This is a genomic window from Serratia sp. 22264, assembly GCF_052045345.1.
GTDB lineage: Bacteria > Pseudomonadota > Gammaproteobacteria > Enterobacterales > Enterobacteriaceae > Serratia > Serratia plymuthica.
Map to the genome: position 1 here is coordinate 263,779 of NZ_JBQEOY010000002.1, position 24,790 is coordinate 288,568.

The 24,790-nt window shown below is 59.1% G+C and carries 25 protein-coding genes and 3 tRNA genes; 18 read left to right on the plus strand and 10 right to left on the minus strand.

Annotation, left to right across the window (positions count from 1 at the left end):
- Positions 1-3: 3 nt before the first annotated feature.
- The 5 genes from hpaI (at position 4) to hpaC (ending at position 5,620) form a co-directional block, all read left to right on the plus strand.
- Positions 4-804, plus strand: coding sequence for a 4-hydroxy-2-oxoheptanedioate aldolase (gene hpaI, locus ACTJJ1_RS12185; protein ID WP_020438406.1), 801 nt, complete (start codon positions 4-6; stop codon positions 802-804).
- Positions 805-815: 11 nt separating this feature from the next.
- The gene (hpaX, locus tag ACTJJ1_RS12190; protein WP_004949869.1) at positions 816-2,186 is read left to right on the plus strand and encodes a 4-hydroxyphenylacetate permease; all 1,371 of its coding nucleotides are present in this window, start codon (positions 816-818) and stop codon (positions 2,184-2,186) included.
- A 265-nt stretch (positions 2,187-2,451) separates the two neighbouring features.
- The gene (gene hpaA, locus ACTJJ1_RS12195) at positions 2,452-3,348 is read left to right on the plus strand and encodes a 4-hydroxyphenylacetate catabolism regulatory protein HpaA (RefSeq protein ID WP_409443563.1); all 897 of its coding nucleotides are present in this window, start codon (positions 2,452-2,454) and stop codon (positions 3,346-3,348) included.
- 179 nt (positions 3,349-3,527) lie between these two features.
- Positions 3,528-5,090 (plus strand): 4-hydroxyphenylacetate 3-monooxygenase, oxygenase component, encoded by a 1,563-nt coding sequence (hpaB, locus tag ACTJJ1_RS12200; protein WP_440833860.1) that lies wholly within the window; start codon positions 3,528-3,530, stop codon positions 5,088-5,090.
- A 17-nt stretch (positions 5,091-5,107) separates the two neighbouring features.
- Positions 5,108-5,620, plus strand: a complete 513-nt coding sequence (hpaC, locus tag ACTJJ1_RS12205; RefSeq protein WP_004949872.1) for a 4-hydroxyphenylacetate 3-monooxygenase, reductase component — start codon at positions 5,108-5,110, stop codon at positions 5,618-5,620.
- A gap of 32 nt (positions 5,621-5,652) precedes the next feature.
- On the opposite strand, the gene ampH is transcribed toward hpaC, so the two are convergent.
- On the minus strand, positions 5,653-6,795 hold the full coding sequence (gene ampH, locus ACTJJ1_RS12210) for a D-alanyl-D-alanine-carboxypeptidase/endopeptidase AmpH (RefSeq protein ID WP_122289173.1): 1,143 nt from the start codon (positions 6,793-6,795) through the stop codon (positions 5,653-5,655).
- Positions 6,796-7,025: 230 nt separating this feature from the next.
- Positions 7,026-7,784, minus strand: coding sequence for a FadR/GntR family transcriptional regulator (locus ACTJJ1_RS12215; protein WP_004949875.1), 759 nt, complete (start codon positions 7,782-7,784; stop codon positions 7,026-7,028).
- Positions 7,785-8,020: 236 nt separating this feature from the next.
- Between ACTJJ1_RS12215 and ACTJJ1_RS12220 the strand changes: the two genes are divergently transcribed.
- From ACTJJ1_RS12220 to fucP, 7 genes are read left to right on the plus strand one after another with little or no spacing between them, the layout of a single operon-like run.
- The gene (locus tag ACTJJ1_RS12220; protein ID WP_004949876.1) at positions 8,021-8,761 is read left to right on the plus strand and encodes an SDR family oxidoreductase; all 741 of its coding nucleotides are present in this window, start codon (positions 8,021-8,023) and stop codon (positions 8,759-8,761) included.
- A 54-nt stretch (positions 8,762-8,815) separates the two neighbouring features.
- Positions 8,816-9,661: a fumarylacetoacetate hydrolase family protein gene (locus tag ACTJJ1_RS12225; protein WP_004949879.1), complete on the plus strand. Its 846-nt coding sequence runs from the start codon at positions 8,816-8,818 to the stop codon at positions 9,659-9,661.
- Between the two features lie 14 nt (positions 9,662-9,675).
- A complete protein-coding gene (locus tag ACTJJ1_RS12230; protein WP_122289174.1) occupies positions 9,676-10,953 on the plus strand; it encodes an L-fuconate dehydratase in 1,278 nt (425 codons plus the stop codon).
- Positions 10,954-10,967: 14 nt separating this feature from the next.
- Positions 10,968-11,807 (plus strand): amidohydrolase family protein, encoded by an 840-nt coding sequence (locus ACTJJ1_RS12235; RefSeq protein ID WP_004949883.1) that lies wholly within the window; start codon positions 10,968-10,970, stop codon positions 11,805-11,807.
- Positions 11,808-11,830: 23 nt separating this feature from the next.
- Positions 11,831-12,607: an SDR family oxidoreductase gene (locus tag ACTJJ1_RS12240; protein ID WP_004949885.1), complete on the plus strand. Its 777-nt coding sequence runs from the start codon at positions 11,831-11,833 to the stop codon at positions 12,605-12,607.
- Positions 12,604-12,963, plus strand: coding sequence for an L-rhamnose mutarotase (locus ACTJJ1_RS12245; RefSeq protein WP_004949887.1), 360 nt, complete (start codon positions 12,604-12,606; stop codon positions 12,961-12,963). The genes ACTJJ1_RS12240 and ACTJJ1_RS12245 overlap by 4 nt, the downstream gene beginning before the upstream one ends.
- Positions 12,964-12,996: 33 nt before the next feature.
- Entirely contained in the window at positions 12,997-14,226 is a 1,230-nt protein-coding gene (gene fucP / locus ACTJJ1_RS12250; protein ID WP_006323480.1) for an L-fucose:H+ symporter permease, read from the plus strand.
- A gap of 45 nt (positions 14,227-14,271) precedes the next feature.
- Here the strand turns inward: fucP and ACTJJ1_RS12255 are convergent, their stop codons facing one another.
- A complete protein-coding gene (locus ACTJJ1_RS12255) occupies positions 14,272-15,465 on the minus strand; it encodes an MFS transporter (RefSeq protein WP_440833865.1) in 1,194 nt (397 codons plus the stop codon).
- A gap of 131 nt (positions 15,466-15,596) precedes the next feature.
- On the opposite strand from ACTJJ1_RS12255, the gene ACTJJ1_RS12260 reads away from it, so the two are divergent.
- Positions 15,597-16,508 (plus strand): LysR family transcriptional regulator, encoded by a 912-nt coding sequence (locus tag ACTJJ1_RS12260; RefSeq protein ID WP_440834024.1) that lies wholly within the window; start codon positions 15,597-15,599, stop codon positions 16,506-16,508.
- A 20-nt stretch (positions 16,509-16,528) separates the two neighbouring features.
- Here ACTJJ1_RS12260 and ACTJJ1_RS12265 read toward each other — a convergent pair whose 3' ends face one another.
- Positions 16,529-17,719 carry an MFS transporter gene (locus ACTJJ1_RS12265; protein ID WP_440833867.1) on the minus strand — a complete coding sequence of 397 codons (1,191 nt, stop codon included), beginning with the start codon at positions 17,717-17,719 and terminating at the stop codon, positions 16,529-16,531.
- A 123-nt stretch (positions 17,720-17,842) separates the two neighbouring features.
- Between ACTJJ1_RS12265 and ACTJJ1_RS12270 the strand changes: the two genes are divergently transcribed.
- A complete protein-coding gene (locus ACTJJ1_RS12270; protein WP_440833869.1) occupies positions 17,843-18,454 on the plus strand; it encodes a TetR/AcrR family transcriptional regulator in 612 nt (203 codons plus the stop codon).
- Positions 18,455-18,504: 50 nt separating this feature from the next.
- Here ACTJJ1_RS12270 and ACTJJ1_RS12275 read toward each other — a convergent pair whose 3' ends face one another.
- Positions 18,505-19,581: a GGDEF domain-containing protein gene (locus ACTJJ1_RS12275; RefSeq protein WP_004949899.1), complete on the minus strand. Its 1,077-nt coding sequence runs from the start codon at positions 19,579-19,581 to the stop codon at positions 18,505-18,507.
- A 262-nt stretch (positions 19,582-19,843) separates the two neighbouring features.
- Between ACTJJ1_RS12275 and ACTJJ1_RS12280 the strand changes: the two genes are divergently transcribed.
- Positions 19,844-20,128 carry a DUF1435 domain-containing protein gene (locus tag ACTJJ1_RS12280; protein WP_004949902.1) on the plus strand — a complete coding sequence of 95 codons (285 nt, stop codon included), beginning with the start codon at positions 19,844-19,846 and terminating at the stop codon, positions 20,126-20,128.
- Positions 20,129-20,214: 86 nt separating this feature from the next.
- Here the strand turns inward: ACTJJ1_RS12280 and ACTJJ1_RS12285 are convergent.
- The 4 genes from ACTJJ1_RS12285 to ACTJJ1_RS12300 form a co-directional block, all read right to left on the minus strand.
- A tRNA-Leu gene (locus ACTJJ1_RS12285) sits at positions 20,215-20,301 on the minus strand.
- Positions 20,302-20,345: 44 nt separating this feature from the next.
- A tRNA-Leu gene (locus ACTJJ1_RS12290) sits at positions 20,346-20,432 on the minus strand.
- A gap of 36 nt (positions 20,433-20,468) precedes the next feature.
- Positions 20,469-20,555: transfer RNA gene (locus ACTJJ1_RS12295), tRNA-Leu, on the minus strand.
- A gap of 72 nt (positions 20,556-20,627) precedes the next feature.
- Positions 20,628-21,572 (minus strand): LysR family transcriptional regulator, encoded by a 945-nt coding sequence (locus tag ACTJJ1_RS12300; protein WP_006323485.1) that lies wholly within the window; start codon positions 21,570-21,572, stop codon positions 20,628-20,630.
- A gap of 131 nt (positions 21,573-21,703) precedes the next feature.
- Between ACTJJ1_RS12300 and ACTJJ1_RS12305 the strand changes: the two genes are divergently transcribed.
- Complete coding sequence (locus tag ACTJJ1_RS12305) at positions 21,704-22,696, plus strand: aldo/keto reductase (protein WP_202291179.1); 993 nt, start codon at positions 21,704-21,706, stop codon at positions 22,694-22,696.
- Between the two features lie 57 nt (positions 22,697-22,753).
- Here ACTJJ1_RS12305 and rsmC read toward each other — a convergent pair whose 3' ends face one another.
- Positions 22,754-23,797 carry a 16S rRNA (guanine(1207)-N(2))-methyltransferase RsmC gene (gene rsmC, locus ACTJJ1_RS12310; RefSeq protein ID WP_004949908.1) on the minus strand — a complete coding sequence of 348 codons (1,044 nt, stop codon included), beginning with the start codon at positions 23,795-23,797 and terminating at the stop codon, positions 22,754-22,756.
- A gap of 156 nt (positions 23,798-23,953) precedes the next feature.
- Here rsmC and ACTJJ1_RS12315 point away from each other — a divergent pair, with 156 nt between their 5' ends.
- Both ACTJJ1_RS12315 and rimI read left to right on the plus strand, forming a co-directional pair.
- Positions 23,954-24,391, plus strand: coding sequence for a DNA polymerase III subunit psi (locus ACTJJ1_RS12315; protein ID WP_006323488.1), 438 nt, complete (start codon positions 23,954-23,956; stop codon positions 24,389-24,391).
- Complete coding sequence (rimI, locus tag ACTJJ1_RS12320; protein ID WP_020438415.1) at positions 24,336-24,779, plus strand: ribosomal protein S18-alanine N-acetyltransferase; 444 nt, start codon at positions 24,336-24,338, stop codon at positions 24,777-24,779. Before ACTJJ1_RS12315 ends, rimI begins: the two co-directional genes overlap by 56 nt.
- Positions 24,780-24,790 lie beyond the last annotated feature (11 nt).

Sequence of the window (24,790 nt, forward strand, 5' to 3'; positions counted from 1 at the left end):
TCAATGTTAACCAACCATTTCAAACGGGCATTGCAGGAAAAGCGCCCGCAGATTGGCCTGTGGCTGGGTCTGTGCAGCAGTTACAGCGCGGAACTGTTGGCCGGCGCCGGTTTCGACTGGTTGCTGATCGACGGCGAACACGCGCCCAACAACGTGCAGACGGTGCTGGGCCAGTTGCAGGCGATAGCGCCTTACCCGAGCCACCCGGTGGTGCGCCCGCCCTGGAACGATGCGGTGATCATCAAGCAGCTGCTGGACGTCGGTGCGCAGACCCTGCTGATCCCGATGATTCAGAATGCCGAACAAGCGCGCGAGGCGGTGCGAGCCACCCGTTATCCGCCGCACGGCGTACGTGGCGTCGGCAGTGCGCTGGCGCGAGCTTCTCGCTGGAATCGGGTACCGGATTATCTGCAGCAGGCCGATGCGCAGATGTGCGTGCTGGTGCAGATCGAGACCCGCGAGGCGGTGAAAAATCTGGATGCCATTCTGCAGGTAGAAGGCGTCGACGGGGTGTTTATCGGCCCGGCGGATCTGAGCGCCGACATGGGGTTTGCCGGCAACCCGCAGCACCCCGAAGTGCAACGCACCATTGACGACGCCATCGCGCGCATCAGCGCGGCCGGCAAAGCGCCGGGCATCCTGATGGCCAATCCGCAGTTGGCGCAGCATTACCTGGCCTCCGGCGCGCTGTTTGTCGCCGTTGGGGTGGACACCACCTTGCTGGCGCGTGCGGCGGAATCCCTGGCGAGCCGTTTTAAACAGGATCTGCCGCCGGCGCAACCGCAATCCCCGGGCGTTTATTAATCGGAGCTACCATGAGCAACGTCGATTCGCTGCCGCCGGCCAACCCGGCGCAGCAACATAAAGCGTTAACCGCCGCCGAGCAATCGGTGATTAAAAAGCTGTTTCGGCGACTGATTATTTTCCTGTTCGTGCTGTTTGTTTTCTCTTTCCTCGACCGCATCAACATCGGTTTCGCCGGGCTGACGATGGGCAAGGATCTCGGCCTCAGTTCGACCATGTTTGGCCTGGCGGCGACGCTGTTTTACGTCACCTATGTGATCTTCGGCATTCCCAGCAATATCATGCTCGGGATCGTCGGCGCGCGGCGCTGGATCGCTACCATCATGGTGCTGTGGGGCATTGCCTCGACCTGCACGTTGTTCGCCACCGGCCCGACCAGCCTTTACGTATTGCGCATGATCGTCGGCATCACCGAGGCCGGTTTCCTGCCCGGCATTCTGGTGTATCTCACCTACTGGTTCCCGGCCTTTTACCGCGCCCGCGCCAACGCGCTGTTTATGATCGCCATGCCGGTGACCATGGCGATCGGTTCCCTGGTATCGGGCTACATTCTGGCGCTGGACGGGGTGATGAACCTCAAGGGCTGGCAATGGCTGTTCCTGCTGGAAGGCATTCCTTCGGTGTTGCTGGGCGTGGTGGTGTGGTTCTATCTCGACGATACGCCGGCCAAGGCCAAATGGCTGACCGACGAAGAAAAAACCAGCCTGAGGGCGATGATGGACGCCGACAAGCTGCAACTGGTGCAGCCGAATGGACCGCGCAGCCACCGGGCGATGCAGCAGCGCAGCCTGTGGCGTGAGGTGTTCACTCCGATCGTACTGATGTACACGCTGGCCTATTTTTGCCTGACCAACACCCTGAGCGCCATCAACATCTGGACGCCGCAGATCCTGCAGAGCTTCAACCAGGGCAGCAGCAATATCGTGATCGGCATTCTGGCGGCGATCCCGCAGATCTGCACCATCGCCGGCATGGTGTGGTGGAGCAAGCGATCGGATCGCCTGCAGGAGCGCAAGCGGCATACCGCGCTGCCCTACCTGTTTGCCGCCGCCGGCTGGTTGCTGGCCTCGGCCACCGATCACAGCCTGATCCAACTGCTGGGGATCGTCATGGCTTCGGTGGGGTCCTTCACCGCGATGGCGATCTTCTGGACCACGCCGGATCAATCCATCAGCCTGGAAGCACGCGCGATAGGGATCGCGGTGATCAACGCCACCGGCAATATAGGATCGGCGCTCAGCCCGCTGTTGATCGGTTGGTTTAAGGATCTGACCGGCAGCTTTAACGCCGGGCTGTATTTCGTGGCGGCGCTGTTGGTCATCGGGGCGTTGATCGTCTGGCGCATTCCGATGCAGGGCTCGCGTCCGCGGGCCACGCCATAGGCCTGATAAGGCTTGAGTTTGATGACAAAGTTGTTTTTGAATCCGAGATACCCGGGCCTAGCGCACCGAGGGGCCATTATGGGACACATTCGTGTGTCCCACCCTACGGGCCGACATGGAGTCGTTCCAATTTGCTCCCGGCAAATTGGTCGGTGGGCAAGCCGCTACGACCCCTTCGGCACGCTCTCCCTAATAATGGATTTTGTCAGCAGTCTGACGCCTAATAAAAGGCTTATCACGGATCTCATCGCTGAGGGAGGAGGATGTGCAGAAAAGTACCGGTTTTATCGCCAATATCGACATCTGCAAAGAGTACGATGCGCGCTACGCCGCCGATGAGGTGCACTACGAAACCTTTGCCGGTCTGGCGGCGTTTTTTGGCCGCGACATGCAGGTGCATTGGCACGACCGTTTCTTCCAGGTGCATTTTCTGGAGACCGGCAAGATTGAGTTGCAGCTGGACAGCCAGCACTATTCGGTGCAGGCGCCGCTGTTTATCCTGACGCCGCCCTCGGTACCACATGCGTTCTTCACCGAGCCGGTCAGTGACGGCCACGTGCTGACGGTGCGCCAGGAGCTGATTTGGCCGCTGCTGGAACGGCTGTACCCCGGCAGCAATCTGGCGCTCGATATGCCGGGCATCTGTCTGTCGATGGCGGACGCCCCGCAGGAGCTGGCGGCGCTGAGCCATTACTGGGCACTGATCCGCCGTGAATTCGGCCAGCAGCTGGCCGGCCGCGAGCAGACGCTGGGGCTGCTGGCGCAGGCGGTGTTTACCCTGCTGCTACGCAATGCCGCGTTGGAGGATACCGCCACCGGCGGGGTGCGCGGCGAGCTGAAATTGTTCCAGCGTTTCAACAAAATGGTGGATGAACGCTTCCGCGATCATCTGTCGGTACCGGACTATGCGCGGGCGCTGGGGGTGACCGAATCACGGCTGAACGACCTGTGTCGCCGTTTCGCCAACCAGCCCCCCAAACGGCTGATCTTCGACAGGCTGCTGCGCGAGGCCAAGCGCATGCTGCTGTTCAGCGCCTGTACCGTGCATGAGACCGCTTACAGCCTCGGGTTCAAGGACCCGGCCTACTTCGCCCGTTTTTTCAATCGCCTGGAAGGCTGCTCGCCTTCGACCTACCGCGCCGCACAACATCCCCTTTCGTAACCTGGATCACAATTCGCAGCCATTGCGGCCAATCCGCCTGAAAAGTACCGGCGATTGCCGCAAAAGTCTCTTCTCGAAATCGGCGTTGGCAGCTTCAATTAAGCAACCAAAAAGAAACATATATTTAACAGATGACCGAATCCAGGGTCTGGAAAATGCCGATTACGAGGAAGACTTAAATGAAACCAGAAGACTTTCGTGCCGACAGCAAACGCCCGTTCACCGGCACCGAATACCTGAAAAGCCTGCAGGATGGCCGCGAAATCTATATCTACGGCGAGCGGGTGAAGGACGTCACCACCCACCCGGCGTTCCGCAATGCGGCGGCTTCGGTCGGCCAACTGTACGACGCGCTGCACGATCCGGTCAGCCAGGATCGCCTGTGCTGGAATACCGACACCGGCAACGGCGGCTACACCCATAAGTTCTTCCGCTACGCCCGCAGCCCGGAAGAAATGCGCCAGCAGCGTGACGCCATCGCCGACTGGTCGCGCCAGACCTACGGCTGGATGGGGCGCACCCCGGATTACAAGGCGGCCTTCGGTTGCGCTTTGGGGGCTTACCCGGAGTTTTACGGTCAGTTCGCCGATAACGCCCGCCATTGGTACAAGCGCATTCAGGAAACCGGCCTGTACTTTAACCACGCCATCGTCAACCCGCCGATTGACCGCCACAAGCCGGTCAACGAAGTGAAAGACGTTTATATCCAGGTGGAGAAAGAGACCGACGCCGGCATTATCGTCAGCGGCGCCAAGGTGGTGGCGACCAACTCGGCGCTGACCCACTACAACTTTATCGGCTTCGGCTCCGCCCAGGTGATGGGCGATAACCCGGACTTTGCGCTGATGTTTGTGGCGCCTATGGATGCCGAAGGGGTGAAGCTTATCTCCCGCGCCTCCTATGAGCTGGTGGCCGGCGCGACCGGATCGCCGTTCGATTACCCGCTCTCGAGCCGTTTTGACGAGAACGATGCGATCCTGATTATGGATCACGTATTGATCCCCTGGGAAAACGTGCTGATTTACCGCGATTTCGATCGTTGTCGCCGTTGGAGCACCCAGGGCGGCTTCGCCCGGCTGTTCCCGCTGCAGGCCTGCGTGCGCCTGGCGGTGAAGATGGACTTTATCACCGCGTTGCTGCAAAAGAGCCTGTCCTGCACCGGCGTGCTGGAGTTTCGCGGCGTGCAGGCCGATCTCGGCGAAGTGGTGGCCTGGCGCAACCTGTTCTGGTCGCTGAGCGATGCGATGTGCGCGGAGTCCACAAAATGGGAAAACGGCGCCTATCTGCCGGATTCCGCCGCGTTGCAGACCTACCGCGTGATGGCGCCGATGGCCTACACCAAGGTGAAGCACATCATCGAAAAGAACGTCACCAGCGGGTTGATTTATCTGCCGTCCAGCGTGCGCGACATGAACAATCCGGAGATCGACAAATACCTGGCGCGTTACGTGCGCGGATCGGACGGTATGGATCACGTCGAGCGCATCAAGATCCTCAAGCTGATGTGGGATGCGATCGGCAGCGAGTTCGGCGGCCGTCATGAGCTGTATGAGATCAACTATGCCGGCAGCCAGGATGAGATCCGCCTGCAGTGTCTGCGCCACGCGCAGGGATCCGGCACCATGGATCAGATGATGCAGATGGTCGACAAGTGCCTGTCCGATTACGATCAGCACGGCTGGAAAGTGCCGCACCTGCATAACAATGGCGATATTAATCAGCTGGATAATCTGCTGAAGTAATTCAGGAGGAGGGTTGTATGTCTCAGGAAAATGAACACCGTCTGCGGTTTCGCGACGCCATGGCCAGCCTGTCTGCGGCGGTGAATATTGTGACTACCGACGGCCCGGCGGGGCGCTGCGGCATCACCGCCACGGCGGTCTGCTCGGTGACCGATACGCCGCCGACGCTGCTGGTATGCATTAACCGCAACAGCGCGATGAACCCGGTCTTCCAGGAGAATCAGCGGCTGTGCGTCAACGTGTTGAACCACGAGCAGGAGCTGATGGCGCGCCATTTCGCCGGCATGACCGACGTCAGCATGGAGGATCGCTTCCGGCTGGAGGAATGGCAAAGCGGCCCATTGGGCCAGCCGGCCCTGCGCAATGCGCTGGCCAGCCTGGAAGGGGAGATCGCGCAGATCCAGAGCATCGGCACCCATCAGGTGTATCTGGTGCAGATCCGCCAGATCCTGGTGAGCGCCGCCGGTAACGGCCTGATTTACTTCAAACGCAATTTCCACCCGGTGATGCACGAAATGACTTTGGCCTGAGTGTTGTCGGGGCGAGCCTGCTCGCCCCGATGCTAGCTTTTGTTGGCCGCCAAATCCCCCACCAGCCGGTTAACCGGATCGCTCATATTGGTGAATTTGGTCAGTTCTGAACGGGTTACCACCACGAAGACGCCGATATTTTTCTGCGGGATCATCGCCATATAGGTAATAAAGCCACCGCCGCCGCCGGTTTTCTGAATAATGCCCGGCAGGCCGTCCTTCGGCGCCATATACACCCAACCCAATCCCAACGCGCTTGCTTCACCCGGTACGTCCATGCCTTTCAGCGACACCAGATCGCTGCGCTGGAAGTACATGGTTTGTTCGCTGGCCGCCGTCGATTTGCGTGCGCCGGCGGTGTTGGAAGAGAGGAACTGTTGCATCCAGCGCTGCATGTCGCGCGGGGTGGAATAAACCCCGCCGCTGCCGGCTGCTGCGGTGGTATCGCGACAGGCGCTTGGCCCGGCGGCCGCCACCATCAGGCGCGAACACTGTTCGGCGCTGGGGGTAAGGGTGGTGTCGACCATGCCGAGCGGCGCGGTGATTTTTTCGCGCAGCAGAGCGCTATAAGGTTTGTTTGCCGCTCGCGATAAGGCATCCGCCAGCAGATCATAGGCCAGGTTGGAATAGGCGGCGCGCACGCCCGGCGGCACTGTGACATTGGCGTGTTCGAGCCACTGCCAGCGCTGTGCCTTGGTCGGCCAGGTGAACACCGGCGTTTTCGCCGGTTTTTGACCCGGTTGCTCGCGCGGCAGCGAGCTGGTGTGGGTCGCCAGGTTCAGCAGGGTAATGGGTTGGCGCGAATTATAAGCCGGCACGAAGGCGCCCGGCGGGGCGTATTTTCGCAGCGGATCGGTCAGCTTGACCCGGCCTTCCGCCGCCATTTTGACCATCACTTCGCTGGTCATCAGCTTGGTGATCGAGGCGATGCGGATCAGCGAATCCGGGCGCGGGCGCAGATCGTTGCCCGGCTTGGTATCGCCAAAGCTGCGGTTAACCACCTGATTGTTATCAATCACCACCAGCGCCATGCCGGTGGCGCCGCTGTTGAAGAAAATGTGTTCGGCATACTGGTCGACGATTTGCGAGGCCAGTTGCGGGTCGGCGGCTTGAGCGGCCAGTGGCGCGGCGCACAGGCTCAGCGCCAGCAATGAAGCGCGGAAAGAGTTCTTCAACGATCGTTATCCATGTTAAAAGGCTGCAGGGAAAGGGCCCGGGCCGTGGCGTGATACGGCCTATACCCGTCGTCTTTCACGCTGCGGCGTTGTTACCTGCGCTCGCTGCAACTTGAAAGCCATAGGGTGCAATATGCTGCCAGTGTAATGTGCCTTGGCCCCTGCTGCATGTGGAAAAAAGAGCGGTCCGTCAAAAATTTTTACCCTTGCCCCCGCCGTACCGAAACGGCCTATTGCGCGCGGGTAAAGATGGCGATCACTTCATCCAGATGCGCTTTCATCGCCTTGCGTGCGCCGCGCACGTCACGCGCCTCGATCGCCTCCAGGATCGCCCTATGTTCCTGTTCTGAACGGTGCGGCATATCGTCCGGCGTATAGTGACGTTGCAGCACGCGGAACATGCTGCCGTAGCGGTGGCCGAGCAGGTGGCCGATAACGAACGCGTAGGCCGGGTTGCCGCTGGCCTGGGCAATGCGGATATGGAACAGCCGGTCGCCGGGGTGGGTGGCCGATCCGGCGCGGTTATCGCGGCAGTTTTGCTCATAGGCAGCCCGAATGCCCGCCAGTTCTTCGTCGGTGGCATGGCGCGCCGCCAGTGCGGCGGTTTCCGGTTCGATCAACAAACGGGTTTGCAGCAGCGAGAACGGCGGCAACTCGGCGTTAAAATCCAGCTCGATATTCAGTTCGTCATCGATTTCCGCCCATTGGTCGCGCCCGGCCTGCGCCATTACCGGTTCCTGCGAGGCTAAAATCGGCGCCTGTGCCCGAACGATCACCCCGTTACCGACTTTTACGTCGACCAGACCAATCACTTCCAGCGCAATCAGTGCCTCGCGTACCGAGGCGCGGCTGACCTGTAACTGCTGGGCCAGATCCCGCTCGGACGGCAGGCGGCTGCCTGGGGGGAATTCGTTGTTTTCGATGAGCCGCTTTAATTGATCGGCTATCTGTCTGTAAATACGAGGATTTTCCAGTCGGGTAATGGGCATGGGTTACCTTGAGCTGTTTAGCGATAAGTGATTCAGCGCACAGTTATTAGTCAACTCGCTTGAGTAATGGTTAATCAAGTGTAAAAAGTTGGTTAATCAAAAATGCTGTTTTAACTGTGTCTCATAACATTCTCACCAAACGATAACGCGTAAAGCGTCTTTTGTCATGTTAAAGGCCTGACCTTTAACTGCCTTTAATGGCCTGACCATTGGACCTTTAGGCCAAGGGAGCGAAAATGAATTTAACCGGGAAACGCGTACTGATCACCGCCGCCGGACAGGGGATCGGTTTCAGCACCGCCAGGCTGTTCGCCGAGGCGGGCGCGGAAGTGATCGCCACCGATATCGACACCGGCCAACTGCAGGGGCTGCCCGGCATCCAGGCGCTGACGCTTGACGTGACCGACCCGGCCGCGATAGCCGCGGCGGCGGAAACCCTCGGACCCGTCGACGTATTGTTTAACTGTGCAGGCGTGGTGCACAGCGGGTCGATTTTGGCGTGCAGCGAAGCGCAGTGGGCGTTCGCCACCGAGCTAAACGTGACGGCGATGTTCCGTATGATCCGCGCCTTCCTGCCCGGCATGCTGGCGCGTAAAAACGGCTCGATTATCAATATGTCTTCGGTCGCCTCAAGCGTGAAAGGGGTGCCGAACCGCTTTGCTTACAGCACCACCAAGGCGGCGGTGATCGGCCTGACGCGTTCGGTGGCGGCGGATTACGTTACCCAGGGCATCCGCTGTAACGCCATCTGCCCCGGCACGGTGGAATCGCCGTCGCTGCGTCAGCGCATTGCCGAGCAGGCGCGTGAACAGGGGCGCAGCGAAGAAGAGGTGTATCAGGCGTTTGTCGCCCGCCAGCCGATTGGCCGCATCGGCACTACCGCCGAGATTGCCCAGTTGGCGCTGTATCTGGCCTCGGACGCCAGCTCTTATACCACCGGCACGGTGCAGATTATCGACGGCGGCTGGAGCAACTGATTTTTACGTTTTGCGGCGTCGTCGAAGGCGCTTCTATGGAGGATTGAGGAATCTATGAAACTTTTACGCTATGGCGCACCGGGGCAAGAGCGGCCGGGGGTGTTGGACAATAACGGCCAGATCCGCGACCTTTCGCAGCATATCGCCGATGTCAGCGGTGAAGCGCTGCTGCCGGCATCACTGGAAAAGCTGCGTGCCTTGGATATCAACCAACTGCCGCTGGTCGAGGGGCAACCGCGCCTGGGGCCGTGCGTCGGCCAGATCGGCAAGTTTATCTGCATTGGCCTCAATTACGCCGATCACGCGGCGGAAACCGGTGCGGCGATCCCCGGCGAACCTGTGGTGTTCAACAAATGGACCAGCGCGGTGGTGGGGCCAAACGACGACGTGCAAATTCCGCGCGATTCGGTCAAAACCGACTGGGAAGTGGAACTGGGCGTGATCATCGGCCAGGGCGGGCGTTACATCAGTGAGCAGGATGCCCTGCGTCACGTCGCCGGCTACTGCGTGATTAACGACGTTTCCGAGCGTGAATTCCAGATTGAGCGCGGCGGCACCTGGGACAAGGGCAAAGGCTGCGACACCTTCGGCCCCACCGGCCCCTGGCTGGTAACTGCCGATGAAATTGCCGACCCTCACCGCCTGAACCTGTGGCTGGAGGTGGACGGCAAACGCTATCAGGATGGCAACACCGGCACCATGATCTTCCGCATTCCGCACATCATCAGCTACCTGAGTCGCTTTATGAGCCTGCAGCCGGGCGACGTGATCTCCACCGGCACGCCACCGGGCGTGGGCATGGGGCAGAAGCCGCAACCCATCTACCTGAAGGCCGGGCAGACGATGCGTCTGGGTATCGAGGGATTGGGTGAACAGCGTCAAACAACCGTACAGGCCTGATGGGGAGCCGCACCATGACGACGATTACCGCACTGCGGGTTGAAGATATTCGTTTCCCCACGTCGCTGGGGCTGGACGGATCCGACGCGATGAATCCGGATCCGGACTATTCGGCGGCGTACGTGATCCTGGAGACCGACCACGCCGATCTGCGCGGCCACGGGCTGACCTTCACCATCGGCCGCGGCAACGAGATCTGCTGCGCGGCGATCCGCGCGCTGGAGCATCAGATTGTCGGCGTTCGGCTTGAGGATATCGCCGCCGACATGGGCGCGTTCTGGCGGCGTTTTACCGGCGACAGCCAACTGCGCTGGATTGGGCCGGACAAGGGCGCGATTCACCTGGCGACCGGGGCGGTGGTGAATGCGGTATGGGATCTGTGGGCCAAATCCGTGGGCAAACCGGTGTGGCGGCTGGTGGCGGAGATGACGCCGGAGGAGCTGGTGCGCTGCATCGATTTCCGTTACATCACCGACTGCATTACGCCGCAGGAGGCGCTCAACCTGCTGAACCAGCGGGCCGAGGGTAAAGAACAGCGTCTGGCGCGGCTGCTGGAGGAAGGCTATCCGTGCTACACCACCTCCGCCGGCTGGCTGGGTTACCCGGACGACAAGCTGCGTCGGCTGTGTCAGGAGGCGGTCGACGCCGGTTTCTCCTACCTGAAGCTGAAAGTGGGCCGTGACCTGGAAGACGATATCCGCCGCGTGCGCATCGCTCGCGAGGTGATTGGCCCCGACCGCCAACTGATGATTGACGCCAACCAGGTGTGGGAAGTCAACGACGCCATTCCGTGGGTGAAGCACCTGGCATTCGCCAAGCCCTGGTTTATCGAAGAACCGACCAGCCCGGACGACGTTGAGGGGCATCGCCGCATCCGCGAAGGGATCCATCCGGTCAAGGTCGCCACCGGCGAGATGTGCCAGAACCGCATTATGTTCAAGCAGTTCATCATGCGCGGGGCGATTGACGTGGTGCAGATCGACGCCTGCCGCCTTGGCGGGGTCAATGAGGTGTTGGCGGTGATGCTGATGGCGGCGAAATACAACTTGCCGGTGTGCCCGCATGCCGGTGGCGTAGGGCTGTGCGAATACGTGCAGCATCTGTCGATGATCGATTACCTGTGCATCGCCGGCACCCACGATGGGCGAGTGATCGAATACGTTGACCACCTGCATGAGCATTTTATTCATCCTTGCGATATCCGGGGCGCGGCCTACATGCCGCCGCAACACCCTGGGTATTCGATCGAGATGCATCCTGCGTCGATCGAACAGTATCGGTTCCGCGGTTGAAGCGGGAGCACGGCATGCTGCGCATCGACGCTCACCAACACTATTGGCGCTACCGGCCGCAGGAGTATCCGTGGATTAGCGAACAGATGGCGGTGCTGCGCCAGGACTACGGTCCGGCGCAGCTCGAACCGCTGCTGGAACGCCACGGATTCGATGGCGCACTGGTGGTGCAGGCCCGCCAGTGCGAGCAGGAAACCCGGACGCTGCTGGCGCAGGTGCAGCAAAGCCGTGGCGTATCCGGCGTGGTGGGCTGGCTGGATATTGCGTCGCCACGGTTGCCGCAACGGCTTGATGAACTGCGCCAACAGCCGCTGCTGCGCGGCCTGCGCCATCTGGTTCAGGATGAGCCGCAACCGGCGGCCTGGCTGGAGCGACAGGCGGTGCGGTGCGGCATGCAGGCGCTGCAGCGGCACGGTTATGTCTACGACATTCTGGTCACTCACCGAGATCTGGCGGCCGCGGCGCAGTTTGCCGCCCGGCACGACGATTACTGGCTGGTGCTGGATCATCTCGGCAAGCCGGATATCGCCCGGGGCGCGCAACATTGGGCGCAGCAAATCAAGCCGCTGGCGGCGTTGCCCCACGTGGCCTGCAAGCTGTCCGGGTTGATTACCGAAGCGCCAGGCGGCGGTTGGCAGGCGCAGCAGCTGTTGCCGTTTTTTGAGGCGGCGCTGGAGGCATTCGGCCCGCAGCGGCTGATGTTCGGCTCCGACTGGCCGGTGTGCCTGCTGGCCGGCGATTACGGCCAGGTTTATCGCCTGTGCGAACAGGCCGTCGCCGCGCTGAGCCCCGCACAGCAGGCGGCAATTTGGGGCGGGACGGCCAGCCGCGTTTACAGCCTGGCTATGGGCTAGCTACGGATTAACGGAGTTGAGTGATGGATTTGTATCTGAAAGAGAAAGTGGTGATTGTCACCGGCGGCGGTTCCGGCATCGGCGCGGCCATTTCCCGCCTGCTGGCGGAAGAAGGGGCGATTCCGGTGATTGTCACCAACGCGGAGCCGGAGGCGGATTTCCTGACGGCACTGCGCCGGTTGCAGCCGCAGAGCGAAGTGATCATCACCGATCTCTGTGAAGAAAACGACTGCCGGCGAGCGGTGGCGCAAACCCTGGCAACCTTCGGCCGCCTCGACGGGTTGGTGAATAACGCCGGAGTGAACGATGGCGTCGGGCTGGAGGCGGGGCGAGAGGCGTTTGTCGGATCGCTGGAGAAAAACCTGATTCATTACTATCTGATGGCGCACCTGTGCCAGCAGGCGTTGCAACGCAGCAAGGGGGCCATCGTCAACATCGCCTCCAAAACTGCGCTCAGCGGGCAGGGCGGCACCAGCGGTTATACCGCCGCCAAGGGGGCGGTACTGGCGTTGACGCGCGAGTGGGCGGTATCTCTGCGCCATGACGGGGTGCGAGTGAATGCCGTAGTACCGGCGGAAGTGATCACGCCGCAGTATCAGCGCTGGATCAATACCTTCGAACAGCCGGAGCAGCAGCTTGAGAAAATTACCGCGCGCATTCCGTTCGAACAGCGGATGACCACGCCGCAGGAAATCGCCGATACCGTGGTGTTTTTGATCTCATCGCGGTCGTCGCACACCACCGGGCAGTGGCTGTCGGTGGACGGCGGCTACCTGCACCTTGATCGGGCACTCACATGAAGGGCTCTGCGGGTTTGCCGCGGCGCTTTTGCCAGGCGCTCGATCTGGTCGATTCACCGGCGCTGATTGAGGAGTATCAGCGCCACCACCAACGCATCTGGCCGGAAATTGCCGAACATCTGCGTGAGCACGGCATCCTGGATATGGAGATTTACCGGCTGGGCACCCGGCTGTTCATGATCGTCGAGGTCAGCCCGGCGTTCGATGCCGGGCAGTTTGACGCCGCCGGTCTGAGCAATCCCCATGTGCAGCGCTGGGAAGCCCTGATGTGGAAATACCAGGTGGCCACCCCCTGGACGCCGCAGGGCGAAAAATGGGTGGCGATGGAGCGGATATTCTCTTTGCAACAGCAATAACAACATCTCACTACCCTACCCGAGGATATATCAATGCTTGCTGAAAAAAGTGCGGCCCCGCCACAGCTGGGCGTCAAGGCGACCTCCAATTTACGCTGGGCCTTTATCCTGGTTACCAGCCTGTTCTTTATGTGGGGGCTGTCGTATGGCCTGTTGGACGTATTGAATAAACATTTTCAGGAAACCCTGCACGTGACCAAGGCGCAGTCGGGGTTATTGCAGGCGGCGTATTTCGGCGCTTATTTCCTGGTGGCGCTGCCCGCCGGCTATTTTATGGATAGGAAAGGTTACAAGGCCGGCATTCTGGTGGGGCTGTGCCTGTATGCGCTGGGGGCGCTGTTGTTTGTGCCGGCGGCCTCCGCCAACAGCTTCGGCGCCTTCCTGTTTGCGCTGTTTGTCATTGCCTGCGGCCTGGGTTGCCTGGAAACCGCGGCCAACCCTTACGCTACGGTGCTGGGCGATACGCAGGGCGCGGAACGGCGGCTCAACCTCGCCCAGTCTTTTAACGGCCTGGGGCAGTTCATCGGGCCGATGATCGGCGGTACGCTGTTTTTCTCCGCAACCCAGGGGGCAAGCGGCGGTGACCAGAGCGCGGTGAAGGTGACTTATGTGGCGATCGCCGCGCTGGTGCTGCTGATTGCCTTGCTGTTCAGCCGCACCCGGCTGCCGGATATCCGTGAGGAAGAGCGGCCGGAACAGGGCGAAATCGCGCAAGGCTTGTGGCAGCACAAACACTTTGTCGGCGGGGTGATTACCCAGTTCTTCTACGTGGCGGCGCAGGTCGGCGTGGGGGCGTTCTTTATTAACTACGCCACCGAACACTGGAGCGACGTTTCCAACCAGAGCGCTTCCTACCTGCTCTCCATCGCCATGATTTGTTTTATGATCGGGCGCTTCTTCAGCACCTGGCTGATGGGCAGAGTGAAACCCGCCACGTTGCTGATGCTTTACTCGCTGATCAATATTTTGCTGTGCGGCGTGGTGATGCTCAGTATCGACGGGATCTCGGTGGTGGCGCTGATTGGCGTGTTCTTCTTTATGTCGATCATGTTCCCGACCATTTTCGCCCTGGGGGTGAAAAATATGGGTAAACACACCAAGCGCGCCAGTTCCTTTATGATCATGGCGATCGTCGGCGGCGCCATCATGCCTTACTTTATGGGGGCGCTGGCGGACAGGTACAGTACGGCGCTGTCGTACCTGCTGCCGTTGCTGTGCTTTGCCGTGGTGTTTGTCTACGGCATGCAGCAGCGCCGCCGCTAGACCCACGGCCCGCCGGCTCGGGCAGCGGCGGGCCGCAGGTTGCCATCAGGGTGTAGGTTCAGCCCTGATTTTTACCCTCGCGATAACCAGCAATGCCAGACCTGTGGTGGCGCCGGCCATCAGGGCGTTGGTTACCAGACCATATTTATCGACAAGTTGCCCTCCTGTTACGGCGCCGAGAGAAATACCGATATTAAAGGTGGCGATATAGAGAGAGGTGGCGACCTCGATTGACCGGGGGGCTGCGATCATCATCCAGGTCATCAACGATACGGAAACCCCGCCATAGGCAAGCCCCCACAGCAGGGTAATAAGACCGCCGCTTACGGCGGTTGCTCCCCACCAGGAAAACAGGATGACGGCGGCAGTTAGCCCGAGGGCGATCAGCGCCAGCGTCGGGCGAAGGTGTTTTTCCGCTGCGCTGCCGGCAAGAAAATTCCCGGCAATGCCGGCGAGGCCGTAGGCGAACAGCAACGGGCCAATCCAGTTGTCGTCAAAATGGGATACCGCCTGCAGCAGCGGTCGAATAAAGGTGAAAGCCATGAAATGGCCGGCGACCAACAAGGCTGTGACCAGGAGCCCCGCAAGTAGCTTTGGGTTTGCCAGTTGTTCGGCGAATTGCCCTAAAGTGACAGCCTGTTCCGCAGGCACCGATGGGAAAGACCTGATGAGCAAGATTAGCGCCAGTAGAGCTAAAAGGGCCATCGCCAGAAAGGCGGTACGCCAGCCGAATGCATCACCTATAAATGCCCCTAAGGGCACGCCCAATACCGAAGCGGCCGCGACGCCGCCAAAAATTATCGATATTGCCAGCCCTATGGAAGCTTGCGGGACCAACCGCCCCGCAATGCCCCCGGCAATGGCCCAAATTCCACCCATGCAGAAACCGACGACGACGCGAGCGGCCAACAGCCCGTTCATGCTGGCTGCCGTGGCCGAAGCAATATTAGCCGCAATCAGCAACACCAGAAGCCAGCGGAGGATCGTCCTGCGGTTAATCCCTCCGGAGGCGAGAACAACCAGTGGGGCAAAAAAGGCGGCCAGTAGGGCCGGCAATGAAATCATCAGGCCCGCCCTGCCAACCGTGGCGTTTAGCGTATCCGCAATGGGATTCAACAGGCCGACGGGTAACATTTCGGTGGTGACGACGGAAAATGTGGCGAGCCCGATTGAAAATACCGCCAACCAGGGGCCTGGGACGCTTGCCGGTTGCCCGGCGGCCTGGTGAGATGTGCTCATTAAATGTCCTCGTTTACTGGGTTTGATAGGGGGGCATGGGTGGACAGAACACAGTGTATACGCGCACTATCGGGTGATAAACTGGCCTTAATGAGCAACATTGGGGACAAAACGTGGCTAATTTACTGGCGATGCCGCTTGATAACCTGTCCGATCTGCTGGTGTTTGTGCGGGTCGCTGATGCGCGTAGTTTTACTCTGGCGGCCGAGAGGCTCGGCATATCCCGCTCGTCGGCGGGGAAAAGCGTCAATCGGCTGGAAGAGCGGTTGGCCACCCGGCTTCTGCACCGGACGACGCGCAGCGTGAGCCTGACCGAAGAAGGTCTGGTGTTTTATGAACATGCGCTGCGGATTCTGGCGGAGGTCGACGAAGCGGAAACGGCGATAAACCAGCGGCATCAAACTCCCAGAGGACGCTTGCGTATCGATCTTCCCGTCGCCTTTGGCCGTTTGCATATTTTACCGATTTTGAGGGATTTCCTGCTCCAATGGCCGGAAGTGGATGTAGAGGTGACGTTCTCCGATGACTACAGCGATCTGGTGCGCGAGGGGATCGATTTGGCTATCCGCATTGGCGGTAACGATGACAGCCGGCTGGTGCGTAAAGTCCTCGCACCGAACCGGCTGATAACCTGTGCTTCACCGCGCTATTTGGATAACCATGGCGTGCCTCAGACGCCGGACGATCTGATTGATCACCATAGGTTGGTGTTCTCGCACCAGGGAATGCCGGTTCCCTGGCGCTATCAGGTAAATGGACAACATCGCGACGAACCTGTCGGCGGAAGAATGCGTTTCAATAACACCGAAGCACTGCGGGATTCGGCACTTGCAGGTTTGGGTTTGTGCCAACTCGGCGCTTTTCTGGTTGGTGAACAACTCTCGGCCGGCACGCTTGTGCCGGTACTGGAGAAATATTGCCGGGCTGAAGCGCCCATATGCGCCGTTTATCCCACCCGGCGCTATCTGTCGCCTAAAGTGAAACGATTCGTGGGGGCGATAGAAAGCCGATGGGGCGGCAAGGCCATTTGGGAACTGGCCTGACGCCAGCCGGCCATTTCCCGTCAGGCCGCATGCACGGATTTTTGCAGCAGACGGTAACCGCCGACGGCGACCAGCAATACCACCAGGCCGGCAGATATCGTAATGATGAACCCCGCTTTTACCCCGGCCTCATCGACAACCCATCCCGCCAGAGCGGCGCCGAGCGCTACGCCAATCCCCAGCCCGGTAATCATCCAGGTTAACCCTTCCGTTAACCGGGAGGGCGGAACGATATTTTCAACCAACCCCATCGCAATGATCATGGTCGGGGCAAAGAACAGGCCTGCGACAAATACCGTGGCCGCCAGCGTGAAAATATCCTCAACCAGCAGCAAGGGCAATGCGGTCATCGCCGTGGCCAGAGCGGCGTATAAAAACAGGCGGGGCAGGGAAACCGGGATTTTCATGGCACCGAAAACCAACCCGGCCAGGCAAGACCCGATGGCGTAAACCGACAGCACCAGGCTGGCTGCGGCAGGTTGCCCAAGCTGTTCGGCAAAGGCGACGCTGATGACGTCGACGGTACCGACAATGGTGCCCAACGCGACTAACGCCAGCACCAGTATCTGCATCGGCACCTGCTTGATGACGGAACCGCGAGCCGCGCCGTCGTCCGAATAAACCGGCGGTTCGGAGCCGGTTTGCCAGACAAAGGCCGTGACGCCCATCGTCAGTAAAATGGCGGCGGCCAATGGCCCCGCCTCTGGAAAGATCGCTACGCTGAGGCCTACTGAAATGGGGGGGCCGATAATAAAACAGACTTCATCGAGCACGGACTCAAACGAAAATGCGGTGTGCAAGCGGGGTGTGCCACGCAAGATCTCAGTCCAGCGGGCTCTGACCATGGCCGGCATGCTGGGCATGCCGCCGGACACCGCCGCAAAGACGAACAGCGTCCAGTCGGGCGCCTGATAATGCGTACACAGCAGCAATGACAGCACGCCGGCTACGCTGACCGCGGTGACGCAGGGCAGCACGCGGCGCTGCCCCAGGCGATCAACCGCGCGTGAGATATGCGGCGCCAGCAGCGCCATGGAAAGCGCAAAAGTCGCCGCTACGGCTCCGGCCAGCCAATAAGACCCCCGCAATTGTGCGAGCATGGTGATGATGCCGATCCCGAGCATGGAGAGGGGCATGCGTGCGATGAGCCCGGCAAGGGAAAATGCTTTGGTGCCCGGTACGCTGAAAAGCTCGAGGTAAGGGTTGGCCATAAAAACTCCAGAGTATTGATGGGTATATTCGGCCTCATTGACATACGAGGCGTATGTAAACCTAATTGACATACGCTACGTATGTCAATTATAACGTCATGACCCTAAGCCCGGAGCGTCAAAATGGCACGTAAAGCACGAACGGAAATGATTGAGGAAACGCGCAAAAAGCTGGTTGCGACCGCGCGTCAGCAATTTGGCCGCGTTGGGTATGCCGACACGGTGATGGATGAGCTCACGGCGCAAGCCGGCATGACGCGCGGCGCGTTGTATCACCACTTTGGCGATAAAAAAGGGCTGTTTCTTGCCGTGGCGCAGGAAATCGATGCAGAAATGGACGCGCGCCTGGCCGATATTTCCGCCCATGCACCGGATAACTGGAGTGCATTCAAAGGGCGCTGCCGGGCCTATCTTGAAATGACGATGGAGCCGGAAGTGCAGCGTATTTTGCTGCGCGATTCGCCGTCAGTACTTGGTGCGGAGTATTTGCAGGCCGGCAAGTTGCAATGCGTTGCTTCGATGACACGCATGCTGAAGACGTTGATGGAAGAAAAACATATTGCGCCGACTTTGCCCGAAGTGCTGGCGCATCTGATTAATGGCGGCTTGATGGACGCGGCTTTTTGGATCGCCAATCGCCCTGAGGACAAGCAAGCGCTGGCGCAGGCACTGGATGGGGTGGAACTGCTGCTGAACGGGTTGAAACCTTTGCGCACTCCGACGACGAGCGCATGAGGTTTCTCGCTTCCCCCCGCAAGTGATTACGGGGGGCTGCGGTCAGCTTGTCATGGGGTCACCGCGGTCTGTACGTTTTCCGCCAGTTGGATATTGTTGCGGCCGTTGTTTTTAGCCAGATACAGCGCCGCATCGGCCGCGCGGATCGCCGAGGCCACGTCAAGCTTGTCCAGCATGGCGATACCGGCGCTGAGCGTGACGTTGGTCATCTCTAACTGGTTAAAGCGGTGGGGGATTTTCAATTCCTGCACGCGCCGGCGCACTCTTTCAGCCAGTTGCGCGGCATAATCTTCTCTGACGTTGGTCAGCAGCACCAGAAACTCTTCCCCGCCGTAGCGCACCACAATATCGCGTGAACGCACCGAGTCGCGGATGGCGATAGCCACTTGCACCAGTGCCTGATCGCCCATGGTGTGGCCATAGTTATCGTTATAGGCTTTGAAGTGGTCAATATCGAGCAACAGAACAAAATGGCGACCCGATTGGGACTCCGGCAACATATTGATCTTGTTCTCCAGGCCACGCCGATTATAAAGGCCGGTTAACGGATCTATCATGCTTAAATTACTGAACCTGTCTCGTTCGTTATACAGGTTAGCCACCAGCGTTTGGGTAAAGGCTTCGCTGCGCTTGAGCATAAGGTGATGAATTGAGAAAGCGATAATGGGCAGTACCGTGGTAAAAACTATCCGCACGGTATTGTGCATGCCATCCAGAAATAGAATGACCAGCGCGGACGGGACGGCATGCAGACAAAAAGCGATAAAGTTATCGGTTAAGGCAATGGCGCTGATAAAGAACATACTGAACAGGCTAAGTAATAAGAAGCCTTGGTTATTCGGTGCATAATACTGACTTTTAATGTAAATATGCGCCGCCCACAGCAGGCCAATAACACAGGAAAACAGATTAAGCTTTTTGACGAATTGCTGCATGGATTGCAGGGTAAATAATAATGCAACCAGACAAAATAGCGGTATGGCTAATAAAGGCAGGGTAAATGCGGGTTTACCCTGAAACGGAACCAATATTGTAAATATAGAAGAGGCCGCGTTCATCAACAAAAACAAAAACAATGATAAGCGGTGCTTGCTAGTCAGCAGTTCCTGATAAGAACGCGCGTTCATACGGAGTTCACTCTTTACAATATCGATCTGTCGAAAAATTAAGGTTAGAAATATTCTTTCAGCGTGAATTAAACACCTGTATTACATGGTTTTTAATTGTAATTATTAGCACGCTACGGCGACTAAGAATTTTCTTATCGCAAACTATCATTTTTTCGCCGTTCTGTCATCCGCGTTTGGCCGCAGCGGTGAAAATGATGCGCGTTGAAAAAAAGTGTTATATGATATTGGTTATCATTATCACTTAAAGGGTAGGGTTATCATGATTGCAGCCATGATTACCGCATGTGGTTTGTGGGGCGTTAGCTGGTGCCTGGGCAACCGCCTGGCCAGCGCCTGGGGCGTTCTGCTTCCCTGCGCCTTGATGCCGTTACTGGCGTTGATAGACCTGGATATGATGCAACTGCGCACGCTAATCGTGATCGCCATGTTAGCGACGTTGGTTATGCTGTTTAACAGCCGCTGGCGTCATTATTTGCTGCTGCCTTCCTGCATGGCGCTGGCCGGTGGATTGGCGGCGGTCAGCCTGAATTTCAGCTTCGGTTAGAAGCGCAAAAAGCCGCTTGAGCGGAGAGTCTTTGGTGCTATTTTTTGGGGGACTTCAGAGGAACAGCGGGAGGGGAACTCATCAATTGGTGCGAAGAGAGGGACTTGAACCCTCACGTCCGTAAGGACACTAACACCTGAAGCTAGCGCGTCTACCAATTCCGCCACCTTCGCACAGTCGATGTTGTTACTTTCAGATTTATATTACGTCGCCAGCTTGGTGCGAAGAGAGGGACTTGAACCCTCACGTCCGTAAGAACACTAACACCTGAAGCTAGCGCGTCTACCAATTCCGCCACCTTCGCATTGATGCTGCGTGCAATATAAATCATGTGGTTATTTGGTGCGAAGAGAGGGACTTGAACCCTCACGTCCGTAAGGACACTAACACCTGAAGCTAGCGCGTCTACCAATTCCGCCACCTTCGCATACCAGAAACATTACCGGAGTAACGTTACCACGGAGGCGAATTCTAGAGATTTTGGCGGGTACGTCAATAGTTATTTCCCCTGTTTGCGGGCGTTTGCTGGAAAAACAGCCATATCGCTGCTTTTAGGGTTTTCAAACAGCCCAATCAGCCAGTCAATCAATACTCTGACCCGTGGCGCAAGGAATCGGCCGGGCGGATACATGATGTAAATCGGCATCGGCGGCGGTGGCGTTTCCGCGAGCACTTCCACCAACTCCCCGTTTTCCAGCCACGGCGCCAGCGAATAGTGCGCCGCCTGTATCAACCCCATGCCGGCCCGGCAGCCACTGGTGTAAGCATCGGCACCGCTGACGCTCAGCCTGGCGGGCAGCTCGCGCCGTTCCACTTTCCCGTTGCGGCAAAATTCCAGCGGATAATCACGGTTATTGGCGAGGGAAAAATACCCCACCGCGCGGTGTTGCCGCAGGTCGTCGATGGACTGCGGAACGCCGAACGCCGCCAGGTAACCGGGAGAGGCGCAGGTTAACTGCGGCAGCATGGCGATGCGCCGCGCCACCAGGCTGTCGTCTTCGGTTTCCCAGGCGCGCAGCACGCAGTCCACGCCTTCGCGCAGCAGATCCACGTGAGTGTCATTGGCGCCTAACGCCAGCGTAATGTCCGGATAGCGCCGATAAAAATCGTCCAGCGCCGGGATAACGATTTCACGCGCCAGCGAATGCGGCATATCGATGCGCACCTTGCCGGAAGGTTGCAGCTTATGGCGGCTGAACAGCGTATCCGCTTCTTCCAGCGCGCCCAGCAGCTGTACGCAACGCTGATAATAGAGCGTGCCTTCGCTGGTCACCTGCACCTGACGGGTGGTGCGGATCAGCAGCCGTACGCCGAGACGCTGCTCCAGCCGTTTCAGCACGTTGCTGACCGTGGCGCGCGGTAGTTGCAAACGCTCGGCCGCCCGGCTGAAACTGCCCAGCTCGACGATACGGGTGAAAATACGCATGGCCTGAACCTGATCCATTTTACCGTCCGTGATTGTTGGCGATTTTTGAACAGTGATGAGTGATCTGCATTATTTATCTTTGCAGGGTAAACAACCAGACTTTGTTGCGACACCACTCCGGTTTAAAAAAACAGCAAGAGGGCAGCACAATGCAACAGCGCACATTAGGGTTTAACGGGCCGACCGTTTCCGCTCTGGGTTTGGGATGCATGGGAATGAGTGACTTTTATTCGACTGATTCCGATGAAAAAGAAGCCATTGCCACTTTGCATCGGGCACTGGAGCTGGGGGTCACCCTGCTGGATACCGCCGATATGTACGGGCCGCATACCAATGAGCAACTGATTGGCAAAGCGATCAAGGGCAAACGGGATCAGGTCTTTTTGGCCACCAAGTTCGGCATTCTGCGCGATCCGACCGATCCCAGCGCCCGGGGCGTCAGCAGCCGGCCGGAATATATTCGCCGTTCGGTGGAGGGCAGCCTGCAGCGGCTTGGGGTGGACGTGATCGATCTTTACTACCAGCACCGCGTGGATCCTGAGGTGCCGATTGAAGAAGTGGTGGGCACCATGGCGGACCTGATTAGCGAAGGTAAAATTCGTTATATCGGGATGAGCGAGGCTTCGGTCGCCACGCTGGAGCGTGCGCACAAGGTGCACCCGATTACCGCGTTGCAAACCGAATATTCGCTGTGGACGCGCGATGCCGAGCAGGGAACGTTGGCGGCCTGCTCGCGGCTGGGCATCGGCTTTGTGCCTTATAGCCCGCTGGGACGCGGTTTCCTGACCGGGGCGATCCAGCGGCCGGAGGATCTGGACGCCGACGATTTCCGCCGCAGTAATCCGCGCTTCCAGGGCGAGAACTTTGCCCGCAATCTGGCGCTGGTGGAAAAGGTCGCTGAGCTGGCGAACCGTAAAGGCGTCGCACCGTCACAGCTGGCGCTGGCCTGGGTATTGGCGCAGGGCGAACACATTGTGCCGATCCCGGGCACCAAGCGTCGCCGTTATCTGGAGGAGAATATCGCGGCGGCTGAGCTGACGCTGAGCGAGGCTGAACTGGCGGCGATTGAGGCGGTGTTCCCGTTCCAGGCGGCGGCGGGCCCGCGCTATGGCGCCGAGTCGATGACCTACATCAACGGCTAAAAAAAAGCGCAGCGTGAAAACGCTGCGCTCTTGGTCATGATATTCGGCGGGTAACCGTTACTTCTTTTTCTTCGCATCGCGCGGCGCGCGGGCGACGGTGGCTTGATACACCTTGAAGCGGCCGTTTTGCGCCAGCACTTCGTGGCTGCCGAAGGTGGCGTCCAGAATGTCCGGGTACGGCAGGAAGGCGTTGGCCACGATGCGCAGACGACCGCCTATCGGCAGGTGTTTCAACGCACCGCGGATCAGGGTTTCGGCTGCGGTCAGGCTGGTTTGCAGGCCATCGTGGAACGGCGGGTTGGAGATGATCATGTCGAAACGGCCGGTAATGTCGGAATAGACGTTACTGACGATCACTTCGCCCTCGATACCGTTGGCGGCCAGCGTAGCGCGGCTGGACTCCACCGCGGCGGCGTTGACGTCGCTGAGCGTCAGCTTCACCTTAGGCGACAGCTTAGACAGCACCGAGGCCATGACGCCGGCGCCACAGCCCAGATCCAACACTTTGCCCTTCATGTGTTTTTCCAGCGTCGACAGCAGCAGTGAGCTGCCTACGTCCAACCCATCGCGGCTGAACACGCCCGGCAGGGTTTTCACTTCCAGATCGTGCAGCGGGTAGCTTTCCCACCAGTCGTCCAAATCAAATTCGGTTTGGGTATCCAGGCGACCGTGATACAGGCCACAGCGACGGGCGCTGTCGATTTTTACCAAGGTGGCGTAGTCTTCCATTATCTGTTCCGCACTGCGCACGCCGCTGCGGTTCTCGCCGACCACGAACACTTCTGCGCCTACCGGCAGCAACGCCAGAATGTTGCACAGCTGGAACTGCGCTTCCTGTTTGCTCTTCGGCCAGTAGTAGATCAGCGTATCGCATTCGGCGACAAACTCGGCATCTACGGTCAGACCGAACTGCACGTTGTCACCCATCGCCCGGTTCAGTAACTGCCAGTGATGGTATTGCTGGGTATGGACACGTACATCCGCGGCTTCGAATTGGGCCGGCAGGCTATCCTGCAGGTCACCGGCGAACAGAACGCGGCGTTCAATAAACTCATCACTGTGGCGCAGCATGACTTCACTGGCGGGGGTTAATGCAGACATCGGTTTTTTGCTCCTGGAAATTAAGCTGGGGATTATAGAGCTTTGTGGCGATATGTTCGACGGGTTTGTTGGCGCAGGCCGCGCGGGTTTGTTAGCATAGCGCGGCGCATGGCAGGCATGGCGCACCACAACGGGTAGCTCCTGACAGGAATCGGCATGGCATCAAAACGCGACTGGCTGTTACAACAACTGGGTATTACGCAGTGGACATTGCGCCGCCCGGGCGTGTTGCAGGGCGAAGTAGCGGTCAGCCTGCCGCCCGATGTGCGTTTGCTGGTGGTGGCGCAGCCGCTGCCTGAGCATAACGATCCGCTGTTTTGCGACGTGTTGCGCAGCCTGGGGCTGACCCCGGCGCAAACCTATGGCCTGACGCCGGACCAGGTAGCGATGCTGCCTGAGGATACCGAATGCAACAGTTGGCGGCTGGGCGTCGCGGAGCCGCTCGCGGTGGCCGGCGCACAACTACACAGCCCGGCACTGGCCGAGCTTTCCCTCGACGCGAGTGCCAAGCGCGCACTCTGGCAGCAGATTTGTCATCATGAACAGTATTTCTACCCTGACGGCGGCCGATCTGGCCACGGCATTCAAGATTGAGCAGGCCAGCCACGCCTTTCCCTGGACGCAAGCCACTTTTGCCGGCAATCAGGGCGATCGTTACCTTAACCTGAAACTGAGTGCCGAAGGGCAGATGGCGGGCTTCGCCATTACCCAGATCGTGCTCGACGAAGCGACGTTGTTCAATATTGCGATTCATCCCGACTGGCAGCGTCGCGGTTTCGGCCGTTCACTGCTGGAAGCGCTGATTGCGCAGTTGGAAGCCCGCGGCGTAGTCACGCTGTGGCTTGAAGTGCGCGCCTCTAACCGTGCGGCCATTGCGCTGTACGAAGACCTCGGTTTTAACGAAGTGACTCTCCGCCGTAATTACTACCCGAGCGCCAACGGGCGTGAAGATGCGATAGTGATGGCGTTGCCGCTGGCATAGCGGGTGTACCT

Excerpts from the sequence above, each read along its gene's own strand:
- hpaI (WP_020438406.1), top strand. The coding sequence starts at position 4 with ATGTTAACCAACCATTTCAAACGGGCATTGCAGGAAAAGCGCCCGCAG.
- hpaX (WP_004949869.1), top strand. The coding sequence starts at position 816 with ATGAGCAACGTCGATTCGCTGCCGCCGGCCAACCCGGCGCAGCAACAT.
- hpaB (WP_440833860.1), top strand. The coding sequence starts at position 3,528 with ATGAAACCAGAAGACTTTCGTGCCGACAGCAAACGCCCGTTCACCGGC.
- hpaC (WP_004949872.1), top strand. The coding sequence starts at position 5,108 with ATGTCTCAGGAAAATGAACACCGTCTGCGGTTTCGCGACGCCATGGCC.
- ACTJJ1_RS12215 (WP_004949875.1), bottom strand. The coding sequence starts at position 7,784 with ATGCCCATTACCCGACTGGAAAATCCTCGTATTTACAGACAGATAGCC.
- ACTJJ1_RS12220 (WP_004949876.1), top strand. The coding sequence starts at position 8,021 with ATGAATTTAACCGGGAAACGCGTACTGATCACCGCCGCCGGACAGGGG.
- ACTJJ1_RS12225 (WP_004949879.1), top strand. The coding sequence starts at position 8,816 with ATGAAACTTTTACGCTATGGCGCACCGGGGCAAGAGCGGCCGGGGGTG.
- ACTJJ1_RS12230 (WP_122289174.1), top strand. The coding sequence starts at position 9,676 with ATGACGACGATTACCGCACTGCGGGTTGAAGATATTCGTTTCCCCACG.
- ACTJJ1_RS12235 (WP_004949883.1), top strand. The coding sequence starts at position 10,968 with ATGCTGCGCATCGACGCTCACCAACACTATTGGCGCTACCGGCCGCAG.
- ACTJJ1_RS12240 (WP_004949885.1), top strand. The coding sequence starts at position 11,831 with ATGGATTTGTATCTGAAAGAGAAAGTGGTGATTGTCACCGGCGGCGGT.
- ACTJJ1_RS12245 (WP_004949887.1), top strand. The coding sequence starts at position 12,604 with ATGAAGGGCTCTGCGGGTTTGCCGCGGCGCTTTTGCCAGGCGCTCGAT.
- fucP (WP_006323480.1), top strand. The coding sequence starts at position 12,997 with ATGCTTGCTGAAAAAAGTGCGGCCCCGCCACAGCTGGGCGTCAAGGCG.
- ACTJJ1_RS12255 (WP_440833865.1), bottom strand. The coding sequence starts at position 15,465 with ATGAGCACATCTCACCAGGCCGCCGGGCAACCGGCAAGCGTCCCAGGC.
- ACTJJ1_RS12260 (WP_440834024.1), top strand. The coding sequence starts at position 15,597 with ATGCCGCTTGATAACCTGTCCGATCTGCTGGTGTTTGTGCGGGTCGCT.
- ACTJJ1_RS12265 (WP_440833867.1), bottom strand. The coding sequence starts at position 17,719 with ATGGCCAACCCTTACCTCGAGCTTTTCAGCGTACCGGGCACCAAAGCA.
- ACTJJ1_RS12270 (WP_440833869.1), top strand. The coding sequence starts at position 17,843 with ATGGCACGTAAAGCACGAACGGAAATGATTGAGGAAACGCGCAAAAAG.
- ACTJJ1_RS12275 (WP_004949899.1), bottom strand. The coding sequence starts at position 19,581 with ATGAACGCGCGTTCTTATCAGGAACTGCTGACTAGCAAGCACCGCTTA.
- ACTJJ1_RS12280 (WP_004949902.1), top strand. The coding sequence starts at position 19,844 with ATGATTGCAGCCATGATTACCGCATGTGGTTTGTGGGGCGTTAGCTGG.
- ACTJJ1_RS12300 (WP_006323485.1), bottom strand. The coding sequence starts at position 21,572 with ATGGATCAGGTTCAGGCCATGCGTATTTTCACCCGTATCGTCGAGCTG.
- ACTJJ1_RS12305 (WP_202291179.1), top strand. The coding sequence starts at position 21,704 with ATGCAACAGCGCACATTAGGGTTTAACGGGCCGACCGTTTCCGCTCTG.
- rsmC (WP_004949908.1), bottom strand. The coding sequence starts at position 23,797 with ATGTCTGCATTAACCCCCGCCAGTGAAGTCATGCTGCGCCACAGTGAT.
- ACTJJ1_RS12315 (WP_006323488.1), top strand. The coding sequence starts at position 23,954 with ATGGCATCAAAACGCGACTGGCTGTTACAACAACTGGGTATTACGCAG.
- rimI (WP_020438415.1), top strand. The coding sequence starts at position 24,336 with ATGAACAGTATTTCTACCCTGACGGCGGCCGATCTGGCCACGGCATTC.